The organism is Lutibacter sp. A80, assembly GCF_022429645.1.
GTDB lineage: Bacteria > Bacteroidota > Bacteroidia > Flavobacteriales > Flavobacteriaceae > Lutibacter.
The window spans coordinates 2,886,500-2,900,446 of the sequence record NZ_CP092480.1 but is presented as its reverse complement, the minus strand read 5'-3'; the positions used below and the strand labels follow the sequence as shown (position 1 = coordinate 2,900,446).

General features: G+C 28.8%; 15 protein-coding genes. 3 read left to right on the top strand and 12 right to left on the bottom strand.

Features of this window, described 5'->3' with window-relative positions; all coding sequences use genetic code 11:
• Nucleotides 1-69: 69 nt before the first annotated feature.
• The 11 genes from atpE to MHL31_RS11925 all read right to left on the bottom strand — a co-directional run bounded on the left by atpE (nt 70) and on the right by MHL31_RS11925 (nt 8,822).
• The gene (gene atpE / locus MHL31_RS11975; protein WP_240226188.1) at nt 70-261 is read right to left on the bottom strand and encodes an ATP synthase F0 subunit C; all 192 of its coding nucleotides are present in this window, start codon (nt 259-261) and stop codon (nt 70-72) included.
• Nucleotides 262-294: 33 nt separating this feature from the next.
• Entirely contained in the window at nt 295-1,392 is a 1,098-nt protein-coding gene (atpB, locus tag MHL31_RS11970; RefSeq protein ID WP_240226187.1) for a F0F1 ATP synthase subunit A, read from the bottom strand.
• A gap of 116 nt (nt 1,393-1,508) precedes the next feature.
• Nucleotides 1,509-1,904, bottom strand: coding sequence for a DUF6168 family protein (locus MHL31_RS11965; RefSeq protein WP_240226186.1), 396 nt, complete (start codon nt 1,902-1,904; stop codon nt 1,509-1,511).
• On the bottom strand, nt 1,888-2,118 hold the full coding sequence (locus tag MHL31_RS11960) for an AtpZ/AtpI family protein (protein WP_240226185.1): 231 nt from the start codon (nt 2,116-2,118) through the stop codon (nt 1,888-1,890). The genes MHL31_RS11965 and MHL31_RS11960 overlap by 17 nt, the downstream gene beginning before the upstream one ends.
• The gene (locus tag MHL31_RS11955; RefSeq protein ID WP_240226184.1) at nt 2,087-2,485 is read right to left on the bottom strand and encodes a polymer-forming cytoskeletal protein; all 399 of its coding nucleotides are present in this window, start codon (nt 2,483-2,485) and stop codon (nt 2,087-2,089) included. Before MHL31_RS11955 ends, MHL31_RS11960 begins: the two co-directional genes overlap by 32 nt.
• 23 nt (nt 2,486-2,508) lie before the next feature.
• The gene (locus MHL31_RS11950) at nt 2,509-4,761 is read right to left on the bottom strand and encodes a tetratricopeptide repeat protein (protein WP_240226183.1); all 2,253 of its coding nucleotides are present in this window, start codon (nt 4,759-4,761) and stop codon (nt 2,509-2,511) included.
• A gap of 92 nt (nt 4,762-4,853) precedes the next feature.
• Nucleotides 4,854-5,549, bottom strand: a complete 696-nt coding sequence (locus MHL31_RS11945; protein WP_240226182.1) for an ABC transporter ATP-binding protein — start codon at nt 5,547-5,549, stop codon at nt 4,854-4,856.
• A gap of 19 nt (nt 5,550-5,568) precedes the next feature.
• Nucleotides 5,569-7,038 carry a DUF5687 family protein gene (locus tag MHL31_RS11940; RefSeq protein ID WP_240226181.1) on the bottom strand — a complete coding sequence of 490 codons (1,470 nt, stop codon included), beginning with the start codon at nt 7,036-7,038 and terminating at the stop codon, nt 5,569-5,571.
• A 65-nt stretch (nt 7,039-7,103) separates the two neighbouring features.
• The gene (locus MHL31_RS11935; RefSeq protein ID WP_240226180.1) at nt 7,104-7,793 is read right to left on the bottom strand and encodes a hypothetical protein; all 690 of its coding nucleotides are present in this window, start codon (nt 7,791-7,793) and stop codon (nt 7,104-7,106) included.
• Nucleotides 7,790-8,473 (bottom strand): hypothetical protein, encoded by a 684-nt coding sequence (locus MHL31_RS11930; protein ID WP_240226179.1) that lies wholly within the window; start codon nt 8,471-8,473, stop codon nt 7,790-7,792. The genes MHL31_RS11935 and MHL31_RS11930 overlap by 4 nt, the downstream gene beginning before the upstream one ends.
• A gap of 10 nt (nt 8,474-8,483) precedes the next feature.
• Nucleotides 8,484-8,822: a PadR family transcriptional regulator gene (locus MHL31_RS11925; protein ID WP_240226178.1), complete on the bottom strand. Its 339-nt coding sequence runs from the start codon at nt 8,820-8,822 to the stop codon at nt 8,484-8,486.
• Between the two features lie 307 nt (nt 8,823-9,129).
• Between MHL31_RS11925 and MHL31_RS11920 the strand changes: the two genes are divergently transcribed.
• From MHL31_RS11920 to MHL31_RS11910, 3 genes are read left to right on the top strand one after another with little or no spacing between them, the layout of a single operon-like run.
• The gene (locus MHL31_RS11920) at nt 9,130-10,185 is read left to right on the top strand and encodes a 2Fe-2S iron-sulfur cluster-binding protein (protein WP_240226177.1); all 1,056 of its coding nucleotides are present in this window, start codon (nt 9,130-9,132) and stop codon (nt 10,183-10,185) included.
• Between the two features lie 36 nt (nt 10,186-10,221).
• The gene (locus MHL31_RS11915) at nt 10,222-10,905 is read left to right on the top strand and encodes a LysE family translocator (RefSeq protein WP_240226176.1); all 684 of its coding nucleotides are present in this window, start codon (nt 10,222-10,224) and stop codon (nt 10,903-10,905) included.
• 26 nt (nt 10,906-10,931) lie between these two features.
• A complete protein-coding gene (locus MHL31_RS11910) occupies nt 10,932-11,507 on the top strand; it encodes a PepSY domain-containing protein (protein ID WP_240226175.1) in 576 nt (191 codons plus the stop codon).
• Nucleotides 11,508-11,952: 445 nt separating this feature from the next.
• On the opposite strand, the gene MHL31_RS11905 is transcribed toward MHL31_RS11910, so the two are convergent.
• Entirely contained in the window at nt 11,953-13,821 is a 1,869-nt protein-coding gene (locus MHL31_RS11905; RefSeq protein WP_240226174.1) for an ABC-F family ATP-binding cassette domain-containing protein, read from the bottom strand.
• Nucleotides 13,822-13,947 lie beyond the last annotated feature (126 nt).

The following is a 13,947-nucleotide window of genomic DNA, read 5'->3' as shown; positions in this document are numbered from 1 at the left end:
GTTTTGTTATTCTTTAATTAATAGTTTAAATAATAGCTACAACCAACCGTTGTAGCTATTTATTTTTTCTTAAGCTGCAAATAAAGCAGCAAATCCAATACCTTCAATCAAAGCTGCAGCAATAAGCATTGCAGTTTGAATTTTTCCTGAAGCTTCTGGTTGACGTGCAATAGCTTCCATTGCTTGTCCTCCAATTCTACCAATACCAATAGCGGCACCGATAACAATTATACCAGCTCCAATGTAATTTAGACCTTCCATATTTATATATATTAATTAATTAAACATTCAATTTTAATGATCATCATGTTCTTCTACTGCCATACCAAAGTACAGTGCAGATAACATAGTGAAAATATATGCTTGTAGCGCTGCTACTAATAATTCTAATAATGCTAAAGCAAATGATAACCCAAACGATAATGGACTACCAATCCAGCTTTTAAAAATAAACATTAAACCAATAATACTCATTAATACAATATGACCTGCTGTAATATTTGCATATAAACGAATCATTAATGAAAATGGTTTAATAAATGTACCTAACAATTCTATTGGTGCCAAAATAATTTTCATTAATGTTGGTACACCTGGCATCCAAAAAATATGCTTCCAGTAATTTTTATTAGCCGTAAAAGTTGTTAGTAAATATGTTATTAATGCTAAAGCAAAAGTAACTGCAATATTATTAGTTACATTAACCCCTAATGGTGTTAAACCTAATAAATTTATAATCCATACAAAGAAAAACACTGTTAACAAATAACTCATGTATTTTCTGTAATGCTTTTCACCTATATTAGGAATTGCAACATCATCTCTAATATACACAATTAAAGGCTCTAACAAGCGGCCAATTCCTTTAGGTAATACATTATTTTGGTAAGATTTTGCCATTCTAATAAAAATAAACAGCATTAATACAGAAACAGCTATAATAAAAACAACATTTTTAGTAATAGAAAAATCTAACGGTTTTACATTTGTTGCATGGTGCTCCTCATCGTAATTTATAGTACCTACAGCATCTGTTTTATATATTTTACTATGGTATAACTTGTAATAGTTTCCATCTACTTCTGCTAATGTTTCTCCGTGGTTAAACTTTGAAGAAGAAAAAACTTTTAAGCCACCATCCCACAAAATCACAGGTAATGGAGCACTAAAATATTTATGTTCTCCAGCATCTGTTGTCCAAGAAAATAATGTAAAATCGTACGAATCTAGCAAGTGATGTGCTATGTATTCTTTAATTTCAGTTCTAAGATCTTTATCTTCGTGAGAAGATTCTCCATGAGCCTCATTTGAAGCATCATGTTGTGCATTTACTGAAATTGTTACTAACAAAAGTAGTAACGTAAGTATTTTTATCAAGTTAATTCTGTGCATATCACTTTATTAATTGTGTTCTCTAAAAATATTTTGCAAATGTACGGTTTTATATTAGAATCCAAAAAATATTTTTTGGATGTTTTACCCATACAAATAGGACTATTTAAACCTATTTACAGTTTGTTATTCAATAGTTTGGATGCATAAATTGCCTCCAGCACTAAGCACGCTAGGTATGGCACCAAAAACGATGCTGACTCTAACCTATCAATGCTTCCATTTTTATTAAAATTCGGGAAAAAAAATATAAAAAAAACTGCAAATTTTAACAAACTTCCTCCCATAAATATAAAACCTAGTATGTCTAAATATTTTTTTTTCAGCTTAAATAACGCTATAAATATAATTATTGCAAGTAGGTAATTTACACTATAAGATGCCAAAATTAAATTACTAAAGAGAGGAAGATTTAAATAACTTAAAACAAGTAAATGAATTCCAAAAACAGCAATTAATAGTAAAATTAACTTAAAGCAAAAGACAAAAATTGGATTAATCGTATTTATCATTAATATTTTTTAATTGCGCTAAAACACTCCAAATTGAAGCACCCAAGGCAAATAATGTAAGTATAATTGTAAAAGTTTTGTTATGTGTTTCGAAATAAGAATCTAGCCACTTTCCAAAATAAACACCTAAATAGATAGTTATACCCATTTGCATGGCTACACCTGTTAATTGCAAATATTTATTAAGCTGTTTTTTCTTTTTTGGATTGTCCATTTTTAAGTTCTTTAACAGTCCCTTTCATTGCACAAGTTGCATTGAACTCTGCACCTGGCTCAACAGATAATTTCCCAATAATTACATCGCCAGATATTTTTGCTGTAGCTTTTAAAGATAAAACACTATGAACTAATAATTCTCCCGAGAAATTACCTTCAATATCTGCATTGCTACATTCTACTTTTCCACTAACAGAACCAGAACTACCAATTATAACTCTTCCATTAGTTTTTATTGTACCTTTAACTTTACCATCAATTCTAAAATCTCCTTCAGAAATTACATCTCCAACTATTGATGTATTTTTTCCAATTATATTTCGCTCTGAAACTCCTGATTGCTTTTCTTTTTTTTCTGAAAACATGATTATTGAATTATTATGGGTTATTATATTTTTGATTTTATGGTTTCAACTACTTCTAATGCTTTTTTTCCTTCCTCTGTATTTGGGTAATTTGTTGCTACAAAGTTTAAGGCTACTTCAAAAGCTTCAATTCCTTCTTTTTTACCAATTGTATATGCTTTTAACAATTCAAATTTAGGAACAATAGCGTGACCCTCATATTTGGTTATTGCTAAAGTTGCTTTTTCTAAAACAGTATCAAATTTATTCTCTTTATAATCATAAAAAACCAATGCATATTCACTTTCAGGAGAACTTTCTAAATCTTGAGTTAAAACCGAATTCGGATCTAAAATATTTTTTGCGTACAACGATTCCGGATGGTTAACAGTAATATCTTTTTTTAAAACAATTGCTCTTGTATTATTTTGAGCTTCATACATTTTATATAAATGATATTTTGCAGGAACTTCAACTTTCTCATTTGGCTCAAACAATAGTAAATTTTCTAATTTGTCAATAGCTAAATCATATTCGTTAAATTGCTCTTTATAAATAACTCCTAGCTTGTAATAAGCATTATTTCGTTCTTGTTTTAAACTATCAATTACAGGTTTTTCTGAAGGAATACGCTCTAAATAATAATTAAGATCGTACATTTTAGAAATATCAATTTCAGCTATACCAACTTCTGCAGCAACATTATTTCCTTGAAAATTTAGTTGTGTTTTATCGCTTAACCTCCAATTTTCTTCTAACGGACGAGTTCCCCAAACGTTTCTGAATTCTTGTTCTCCAAAACCAAGTGTCTGCGTATTATAAAAATACCATTTACCTGTACTCTTACCGTTGTTACTACTTAAACCTAAATTTTTAAAAAATCCACTACCTGTAGTTGTTACTTTTTGATTTTTCTCATCTTCAGCTTCTAATTTTTTTATATAATTACTAAAAAATTCTGTTTGATCTTCAATACTCATTGCTGAAATAGTTAAAATACTATCGTTAGTTTTTGCTATATTTTCATATAAAATAACGTCGTTTAGGTTATTTCTTTTTCTAGTTAAACTTCTAATCCTTTTTGAATTTTCTGAAGTTGTAATACCCAAAATACTATCGTAATAAGCGCCTGCAACAGCAAATTTAGCCTTATCAAAATAATAATTTCCAGCAGCTTCATACGTTAATTCTCTTTGGTAATTTGATGTTTCACTCGCTTCTAAAGATTTTTTAAAATATGTAATTGCTTCCTCAGAGTTGTTAGATTTTTCAATAACACCTAGTTGATAGTAAATTTCGTCTAAATAAGGTTTGTTATAGGTGTTTTTTACCATTTTTTGAAGTGCTTCAATTGCAGCTGCAGCATCTTTTTTGGTAACAAAATTTTTAGCCTTTTCTATTTGAGCCCTTGCTTGGTATTTTCTAGGTGCTCTATTAAATTTTATAATGTTTGTAAATGCTATATTTGAAGAATCTATTAAACCTTTCTCTTTATACATTTGACCAATAATATAAAGATTACGAGCGGTTTGCTCGGCATTTTTAGTAGACAATTGTGGCTTAATTACATTTGTTTTCTTTTGAGTAATCATTGCTTTTGCAATAACTTTATTTTTATTGGTAATTAAAACGCCTTTATTTAAGTGATACAAAGCAAGGTCTAAACTATCTATACTCATATAAGCCATTGCTAAAGCTGTATGCGCATCTTCAAAAATCTTTTGCTTTATAGTTGGATCTTCTAATAACTCTTTTAAATTATCAATAGCTTGTTCTTCGTTTCTTAATCTAATTTGAGTTTTTGCATGCCAAATTTTAGTTTCGTTTATTAAATTAGCTCTCGGATAATTGCTAATTACGTAATTAAATGCTTCTAAGGCAGGCACAAACCTTTTAGAATAATACCTAGCTTTTCCTAACAACAAATAAGCATCGTCTATTTGCTTATTTCTTTCTTGACGTGCAATAAGCATCGAGTGCTTTTGTATGGCTTTTACTGCTTTTTCTTCTGCTCTTTCAAATTCTTTTGGAGCATTTTCTTCAAGTGTAACACCTGGAATTATCAATTCATCAACTTCCAGCGGCTCAACGGGTAGGCGCTCCCAAAAATTATCTTCGTAATTAGCATTTAATTGCTCTAAGCCAACTCTAAGTGCCTCATGTCCATTATAAAGAATATTGTACTTAGTATTAAGTGCATGAAAATTTCTGTTTAAAAATGCATCTTTTTTGGTTGAGCAACCAACAACAATAAGCACTAAAATTATGCTAATAAATATTTTATTAATGTTATTCAAAAGAGTTCTGTTTTACGTTTCCTTTAACTAAATACCTTGTTTAATATTGTAATAGGATTGTAAAAATACAAAAAACAATGAATTTAATTTGATTACACCGAAAAATAAGACTCTAACTCTTTTAATGTTTCTTCAGAAGTTTTAATATCTTTTACAACAACTCCTTTGTCTAATACAACTATACGTTCACAAACTTCGGTAACGTGCCCTAAATCGTGACTAGAAATCAACACTGTTGCATTGCTATTTATGGTTAGATCTTTTAATAATTTTTTAAGCCTAATTTGTGTTGTTGGATCTAAATTTGCAAAAGGTTCATCTAAAATAATAACTTCTGGACTTCCAATTAGAGCAGCTATAATTCCTACCTTTTTTTGATTTCCTTTCGATAAATCTCTTAAATATTTTTTTCCTCCTAAAATTTCTCCATTAAAAATTTCTTCAAATTGACTTAAAAAAGTATCGATATCAGCTTTGTTTAAACCTCTTAACTCTCCTATAAAATAGAAGTATTCTTCAGGTGTTAAATAACCTATTAAAAAACTTTCATCTATAAAAGCTGCTGTAAAAGGTTTCCAATCTTCACTTACATTTACTTGAATTTGATTGTTTTTTATATGACCTGTTGTTGGCTTTATTAAATCTAGCAATAAATTAAAATAAGTGGTTTTACCTGCTCCATTATTACCTACCAAACCAAAAGATTGCCCTTTTGGAATTTCTAAAGCATCTATAGTTAAAACCGTATTTTCTCCGTATTTTTTTGAAAGTTCGCTTGTTATAATCATTTTTAAATCTTCTTAAATTTTATTTTTCGCTAAAGGCAGCAACTGTTTTGTATTTTCCTGTTTGGTAAATGTTTTCAATTTTAGTTAAGAAAAAGTTTTTAAAAACAATTCCTAAAACACCACTTAAACCAAGCACTATAATTCCGGTTTCGTAATTCACTAACTTATAAGGTATGTAAAATAACAACATTGGTAACAGCATTTTTGGTAATGCAATTAACATTTGTGTTGGATTAAATCCGTTTGTATTTCCAAATGCTTTTGCTTTTACATTTAACTCTACAGGAACTCTATTTAATGCACCTCCAAATAAAGTTATAAACGAATTAAGTCCAATATTAAATAATGTTGCAGCGGCAATCATAGCATAAATTTTCCAACCAAAATATATATAAGGCGTGCTTAATACAAACGAAATTGCAACACCAACTATCATTAAATACCATTTAGATTCTAAATACTTTTTATACGGAATATTTTGACTCATTAGCATTTTATAATATTCGCTATCCCAAGACGGTACTAGCTGTCCAAATGTTAATAAAAAACCACCTGTTACAAATATAGATGCAAATGCTATCCAAGCTGGCGAATCGCTATACATTTTATTTGTGTAAAAAATTAATCCGTAAAATAAGAATAAAAAAGACATCATTAATACTTGTTTCGGACGTGCATTTCTCCAAATAAGCTTCACATCATTTTTTAAAAAAATTGCAACACTTCCAAAACGATCCATCCACGATAAATCTACTTCACTTGCTTCTTCTATTTTTTTTGTAACAGCATCATCTAAATAAAATCCTTTTCGTATAAAATTAAAATTAATGCGGTACAGCACAAATACTAAAACAAGTGGTATAATAGCCAACACAGGATTGTTATACAATGCATTAAAAGCTACACCTATTGGCTCTGAAACTTTAAAAATATTAAAAAACTCCAAACCAATTAAAGCAGCAAAAACTGTAAGCAACACATAAAAAACCGTATTGCTTTTATTAATTAAAAAGTTTATAAAATTATTTGAAAACACTAAACACACCACTGCAAAAAACCAACATAATACATTTAAAACCGGATAACCTTTTACTAATAATACAATACTAAAAGGAATAAAAATAAAGAGCGGTATAAAGTTAAAAAATGAAATTGCTGTCTTCCTCAACAAATAATTTATAACGGCATCTCGTTTTACAGGAATAATCATTAATGGTTTTACATTCATCACTGGTAATTGCTGCATAAAAAACCGAAGTGCCAAATCAAAAATAAACCAATAAATTAAAAAGTTATTTACCGTAATAATTGGATCTATTTCTGGCATTGTTTTCTCTAAAATAAAAAAGAGCCCAACCCCTAAAAGTAAGGCAGCTCCTCCAAAATAAATTACAGCCAAGGCAAGTAAAATTTTTATTCCAATACCTTTTTTGAAGTATGATGAACGGGAAAATTGTTTCCATTCAAAATTTAAAAATTGTTTAATCATTTGGGTAGTTTTTGTGACTTTATGGTTAATAAGTATATTTTTTATACAATTTGTTACAGGTAAATTTACACGATTTTATATTCTGGATACGTTTCTATTAATAATTCTTCTGCTTTTTTTGGTAAAACAACAACACTAATATACACGTAAACAACCATTATTGTAAAAATAGCAGCATAAAAAATTGCCCAATATACATTATAAACATCTGGACTTGCTATATTAATAATATTAAACAGATTTACACCTAACATTCCGCCGCCTAAAAATAAGCCTCTAAAAATAATATCTTCTAACAACCATTTTTTACCACTTAATTTTTGTCTTTTTTTTACTTTTTTAAGTAATAGAATATGTTTTACCAAACCAAAAACAACTACCACGGCTAAAACTGAAAGCGCAAATGTATCTCCATACTGAATTAAACCTCTGTAGAAAAAATAAAAAAAGGTAATAGTTGCTATAATTTTTGGCAATCTAAACCACTCTTTAGCATGGAGCCATAATATTTTCATGTACTTTTTACTCAATGCTCCTTGTCTAGCTCCATACACATCCATAAAACCAAAAACACCAAATTTTTTGAATGAAATAGTTCTAGCTTCTTCAAAAGAAAGACTTGGTTTTTCTTGCCAAATTTGTTCAATATCGTTTGCTAAATGGTCAACTAACTCGGTTTGCATATCGTAATGTTCTACGTAATGTTGACGGGTAAATTTGTAGAGTTCTTGTATTTGTTCTGAGGTGAGTTTCATTGCAACTGATATTTTTTATAGTTTGAAACTACTTTTAAATGGTTTTTGTAAAAATATCTAGCACCTAAAAAAGTTAAAAAAAATACAAATAGCATTGCGAACATTATTAAATTAAATTTACCATCTCTAGTAATGTAGCTATCATTTATATATGGTATAAAAATTAATACAGAAAATAAATTTGGCATGATTTGTTTCTGAAATAGATAACTATAAGAAGTCTTTATTTTTTCCAATCGTATTTTAACATACAAAAAAAGGATACTTACACAATATAAAATAAGCACGAAAGAAATTAAATTGAAAATTAGACTTTTATATTTTTCTACTGAGTACTCAAACGAATAATTTAAAATAGTACCTATCGCTATAAATAAAAGTAAAAGTAAAAATGCTTTTATAAATAAAGGTTTATAAATTTCTATACATTTATTAATTAGTAATTTAGGACCATTATTTCTCCATCCTAACCATAAACTAGTTGTGTTTTTAAAATTTCCATTCCATTTTGTTTTTACTTTTTCAAAAGCATTGTTAAATGAAATTTCATTTTCAGCTATTTCACTTTCAATAGCTGTAGAAATATGATCCAACACTTCTAAATGTAAATCAATATATTCAACATCTTTGTTATTTAAATAAGCTTCTACTTCCTTTATTTGTTCTTTGTTAAGTTTCATATCAGGAATTTTATTCTAAACTAAATTTAGGATTTACAATAGTTTGCATGGTTCTTAAAAAATCTTCCATTTCAGCCAACCTACTTACGGTTTCTTTAGTTCCGTTTTCAGTTAACTTATAATATTTTCGTAATCGATTGTCAACTTTTGCAACTTCAACATCTAACAAACCTTCAGCTTCTAATTTATGAAGCGCAGGATATAAGGCTCCTTCAGTAATTGAAAGCTCCCCTTTGGTTAATTCCTTTACTTTTTGCGTAATTTCGTAACCATACATTTTATCCTTTTCTTCCAATAATTTTAAAATAATGGTTTGTAAAGAACCTTTATATAATTTTTGATTTCCCATTTATGTTGGTTTAAAAGTTTAATCGTTTATTTGTGTAATAGGTAGTTGTTTTTTAATTATCAGCACTGCGTATTCTGATAATGAATCTGAATAAAGGTTTTATTTAAGCTCTATACAATTTTAAATTTGGCATTTGGCTCATTTTAATTCACTCTAACACTTAAAAAAACATCCACCAATAAAATTTATCTGTGACGATTCATCACAAATATATACATAATTTTCTTATGTATAACTTTCTTAGGTATTAATTTTAACAAAAATTTATTTTTAGATTAACTACTTTTGTAAACTTATAAAAATGATTATGTCGAAATTTTACACGCTTACTATAAAAGAAATCAAAAAAGAAACTAAAAACGCGGTTTCTATTGTATTTGATATTCCTACCGAATTAAAAAACGAATTTACCTTTACTGCAGGTCAGTATCTCAATATTAAAAAAGAATTGAATGGTGAAGAATTACGCCGTGCATATTCTATCTGTTCCGCACCAAATAGTAACGAATTAAGAGTTGCTGTAAAAGCCGTTGACAATGGTACATTTTCTGTTTTTTCCAATACCATTTTAAAAGAAGGCGACACCTTAGATGTTCAAAAACCAGAAGGCAAGTTTATTTTAAAAACTAGTAAAAGTAACACTAAAAATTATTTAGCTATTGCTGCAGGAAGCGGAATTACTCCAATTATGGCAATGTTAAAAGCAGTATTAACTGAAGAACCTAATAGTACTTTTACACTTATTTACGGAAACAAAACAGTTACTGAAACTATTTTTAAAACTGAAATTGACAACTTACATAACAGTTTTCCAGATCGGTTAAATTTACAATATGTGTACAGCCAAGAAGAACAAGAAAATTCTTTATTTGGTAGAATTGACAAAGGAAACATTAATTATATTGTTAAAAATAAATTAAAAAACACAACATTTAACAATGCTTTTTTATGCGGACCAGAAGCTATGATTCAGGTAGCTACTGATACACTAATTGAAAACAATATTGATAAAAATAATATTCATTTCGAATTATTTTCAACACCTACAACTTCCGAAGAAAAAGTTTCGAAAAATATTGAAGGAACTTCTGAAATTACTATAATTGTTGACGATGAAGAAACTACTTTTAATATGGATGCTAAAACAACCATTTTAAATGCTGCTTTAGAGCAAGGTTTAGATGCTCCTTACTCTTGCCAAGGTGGAATTTGTAGTAGTTGCTTAGGAAAAGTAACTAAAGGAACAGCAAAAATGGCTAAAAACTCTATTTTATCGGATAGTGAAATTGAAGAAGGTTTAATTTTAACCTGCCAAGCACACCCAACTTCACAAAAAATTACTGTTGATTATGATGATGTTTAATATTTATAGTAAATTGGATTTTATTAAACAATTACTATGACATTTAACGAAATTAAAGAAGCAATATTTATTGGCTTTTTTTTAGCCTTTATGATTGGACCTGTCTTTTTTATGCTAATTCAAACTAGTATTATTAAAGGAGCTCGTGCTGCTATTGCTTTTGACTTAGGTGTAATTTTAGGTGACATAACCTTTATTTTAATTGCTTATTTTGGTAGTAAAAGTCTTTTAGAAAGCATTAAAGATGATCCTCGCCTTTTTTATATTGGTGGTTTAATTTTACTAATTTATGGTATAATTAGTTTTTTAGATAAAAGTCAAAAACGAATTGTACAAGATGAAACTTTGGTACTTCCTGAAAAAACAAATTATATAAGACTTTTTGCAAAAGGCTTTTTATTAAACTTTATAAATATTGGTGTTTTAGCATTTTGGCTAGGAATGATTGTTGTTGTAGGCTCTAACTTACAAATGAATCCTGGAAAAATATTCAATTACTTTTCGGTTATATTATTAAGTTATTTTATTACAGATATTGGTAAAATAACACTTGCAAAACAACTTAAAAAATACTTAACACCCGCAGTTACGTATAAAATAAAACGCGCTATGGGAATAATTTTAATGATTTTCGGTATCGTCTTAATTTTAAAAGGTTTTCTTCCTCAAGAACGCTTAAATCTAAAAAATGTAATTGATAATGTTGAAAAATCAAATTAAAGTAACCAATTAACACTTTTTAAAACTTGAACTCAAGACAAACACAAGCAAAAATTTTACGAAACTTTAGAAAAGCACACAGAGCTACTGGTGCTTTACTTTTTATCTTCTTTTTTATAATTGCTATAACCGGAATTTTACTTGGCTGGAAAAGTCATAGTAATAACTTAATTACACCACAATCTCACAAAGGTACTTCAAGTAATTTACAAGAATGGCTTCCTGTAGATTTTTTACATAAAAAAGCACTCGCTGTTCTTAAAGATTCTATTGCACCCAATTTATCTACAGAACTAGATAGAATTGACATTCGAAAAAATAAAGGAATGGTAAAATTTATTTTTGAAAAACACACTTGGGAAATTCAATTAGATGGTGTGACTGGCACTGTTTTAAATATAGGTAAAAGACATTCCGATTTTATTGAAAATTTACACGACGGAACAATTTTAGACAATTGGTTCTCCACTCCTTCAAAAATTTTTAGAGTAATTTACACCTCAATACTAGGCCTAGCGCTATTACTTTTTACAATAACTGGCTTTTGGTTATGGTATGGACCTAAAAGATTAAAAAAACATCGAAAAAAAAGAGCTTCGTAAATAAAACAAAACTTTAATTATCCTACCTACACAGGCAAGTAACCATAACTCTTTAAAAATAAATAACAGCTAAGGTTGGTTTTTTCACCAATAATTAAACACTTTTATAAGTAAAAAAATAAGCCGTTTTGTCCTTATACAAACGCGGACGAATATCCAAAACTCAGCTAAAATAGATTCCTATTTTTCACAGGAATGACACTATATATTGTGCTAAAATTCAAAAAAATATAAGTTTTCTAAATTAAAAAGCTGTGTTTTATGCTGTCATACCTGCGCAGGCAGGTATCCATACTCGGTAAAAATAGATTCCTGTCTTCACAGGAATGACACTCGAGTTTAAGTGAACAATATTTAACACTTATACAAATAAAAGAAATGTCTAAATTGAAAAAAATTTACACTTATTAAACACGCAAAACCAGTAACTAGCAACTAAAAACTACTAATTCTCTTCTAACTTAGAAGAAAGCTCAAACCAACGCTCCTCTTTAGCATCAATTTCAGTTGCTAATTCTTGGAGTTTAATTGATAGTTCATTAATTTCTTCACCTGAAAGCGAACCATCTAAAAACTTAGCTTCAATCGAAATTTTTTCTTTATTTAACTTCTCTATTTCACCTTCAATACCATCAAATTCCTTTTTTTCTTTATACGTTAGCTTTGCTTTTGTAGTAGTTTTAACAGCAACAACAGGTTCATTTTTTTTAACTACAGGAGCTTCTTCTTTAGGCTTAGAATCTTCATAAGCTCTAAAATCTGAATAATTACCAGGAAAATCTTCAACAACACCATTACCTCTAAACACAAATAAATGATCTACAATTTTATCCATAAAATAACGGTCATGCGAAACCACTAATAAACAACCTGGAAAATCTAGTAAAAAGTTTTCCAACACATTTAGCGTTATAATATCTAGATCGTTAGTAGGCTCATCTAAAATTAAAAAGTTTGGATTCTGAATTAAAACAGTACATAGAAACAAACGTTTACGTTCTCCTCCACTTAATTTTTCAACAAAATCGTACTGGCGTTTTCTACTAAATAAAAAACGCTCTAACAACTGTCCTGCTGAAATAATTCCACCTTTTTTTAATGGAATATAATCTCCAAATTCCTTAATAACTTCAATTACTTTTTGACCTGGTTTAATTACAATTCCATCTTGTGTATAGTATCCAAATTTTATAGTTTCTCCAATAACAACCTTACCACTATCCGTAGGAATTTCTCCGGTAATAACATTTAAGAAACTAGATTTTCCCGTCCCATTTTTACCAATAATTCCAATACGTTCACCACGTAAAAAATTGTAATCAAATTTGTCTAAAATTTTTAAATCTCCAAACGATTTAGAAATATTATGAAGCTCTAAAATTTTAGTTCCCATACGCTCCATATCAATATCTAACTGTACTTTGTGGTCGTTTCTACGTTTAGATGCAGCTTCTTTAATTACATAAAAATCATCAATTCTACTTTTACTTTTAGTAGTACGGGCTTTTGGTTGCCTACGCATCCAATCAAGTTCTTTTTTAAATAAGTTTTTAGCTTTATCTACTGTAGCTTGTTCAATTTCTATACGTTCTTCTTTTTTTTGCAAATAGTTAGAATAATTGCCTTTATAAGTATAAAAACCACCATTATCTAACTCCACAATTTCGTTACAAACACGTTCTAAAAAAAAGCGGTCGTGTGTAACCATAAATAAGGTAATTTTTTCTTTTTCAAAATAACTTTCAAGCCATTCAATCATTTCTAAATCTAAATGGTTGGTTGGCTCATCTAAAATTAATAAATCTGGTTTATGAATTAAAATTAAAGCCAAAGACAAACGCTTACGTTGCCCTCCGGAAAGATCACCTACTTTTTTGGTTAAATCGTCTAATTTTAATTTAGAAAGTATTTGTTTAAACTGTGTTTCAAAATCCCAAGCATTTAAACGTTCCATTTTTTCAAAAGCTCTTTGATACTCATTTACGTCATCCGGATTTTGTAAAGCATGCTCATATTCCTCAATAATTTTCAAAGTCTCATTATCCGAATCAAAAATAGTTTGCTCAATAGTTAAAGCTTCATTTAAATGATCTTCTTGCGACAAATATTCAATATTTAAACCCTTTCTAGAAATTACCTGCCCAGTATCGGAGCTATCTAAACCTGCAATTATATTTAGCATCGACGTTTTACCGGTACCATTTTTTGCAATAAAAGCAATTTTCTGATCTTTATTAATTCCAAAAGAAATGTTTTCAAAAAGTGTTAATTCTCCAAACGATTTCGATATATTTTCAACTGACAAGTAATTCATTAACCACGTATTTTAACGCAAAATTACGCAAAATAAATACCGAAAACTACAAATATTATATTTTGGGCGTTCCCTTTCAGGTCGGGCTGTTCGTTTCAAGTCCTCGCTATCGCTGTGGGCTTTCCG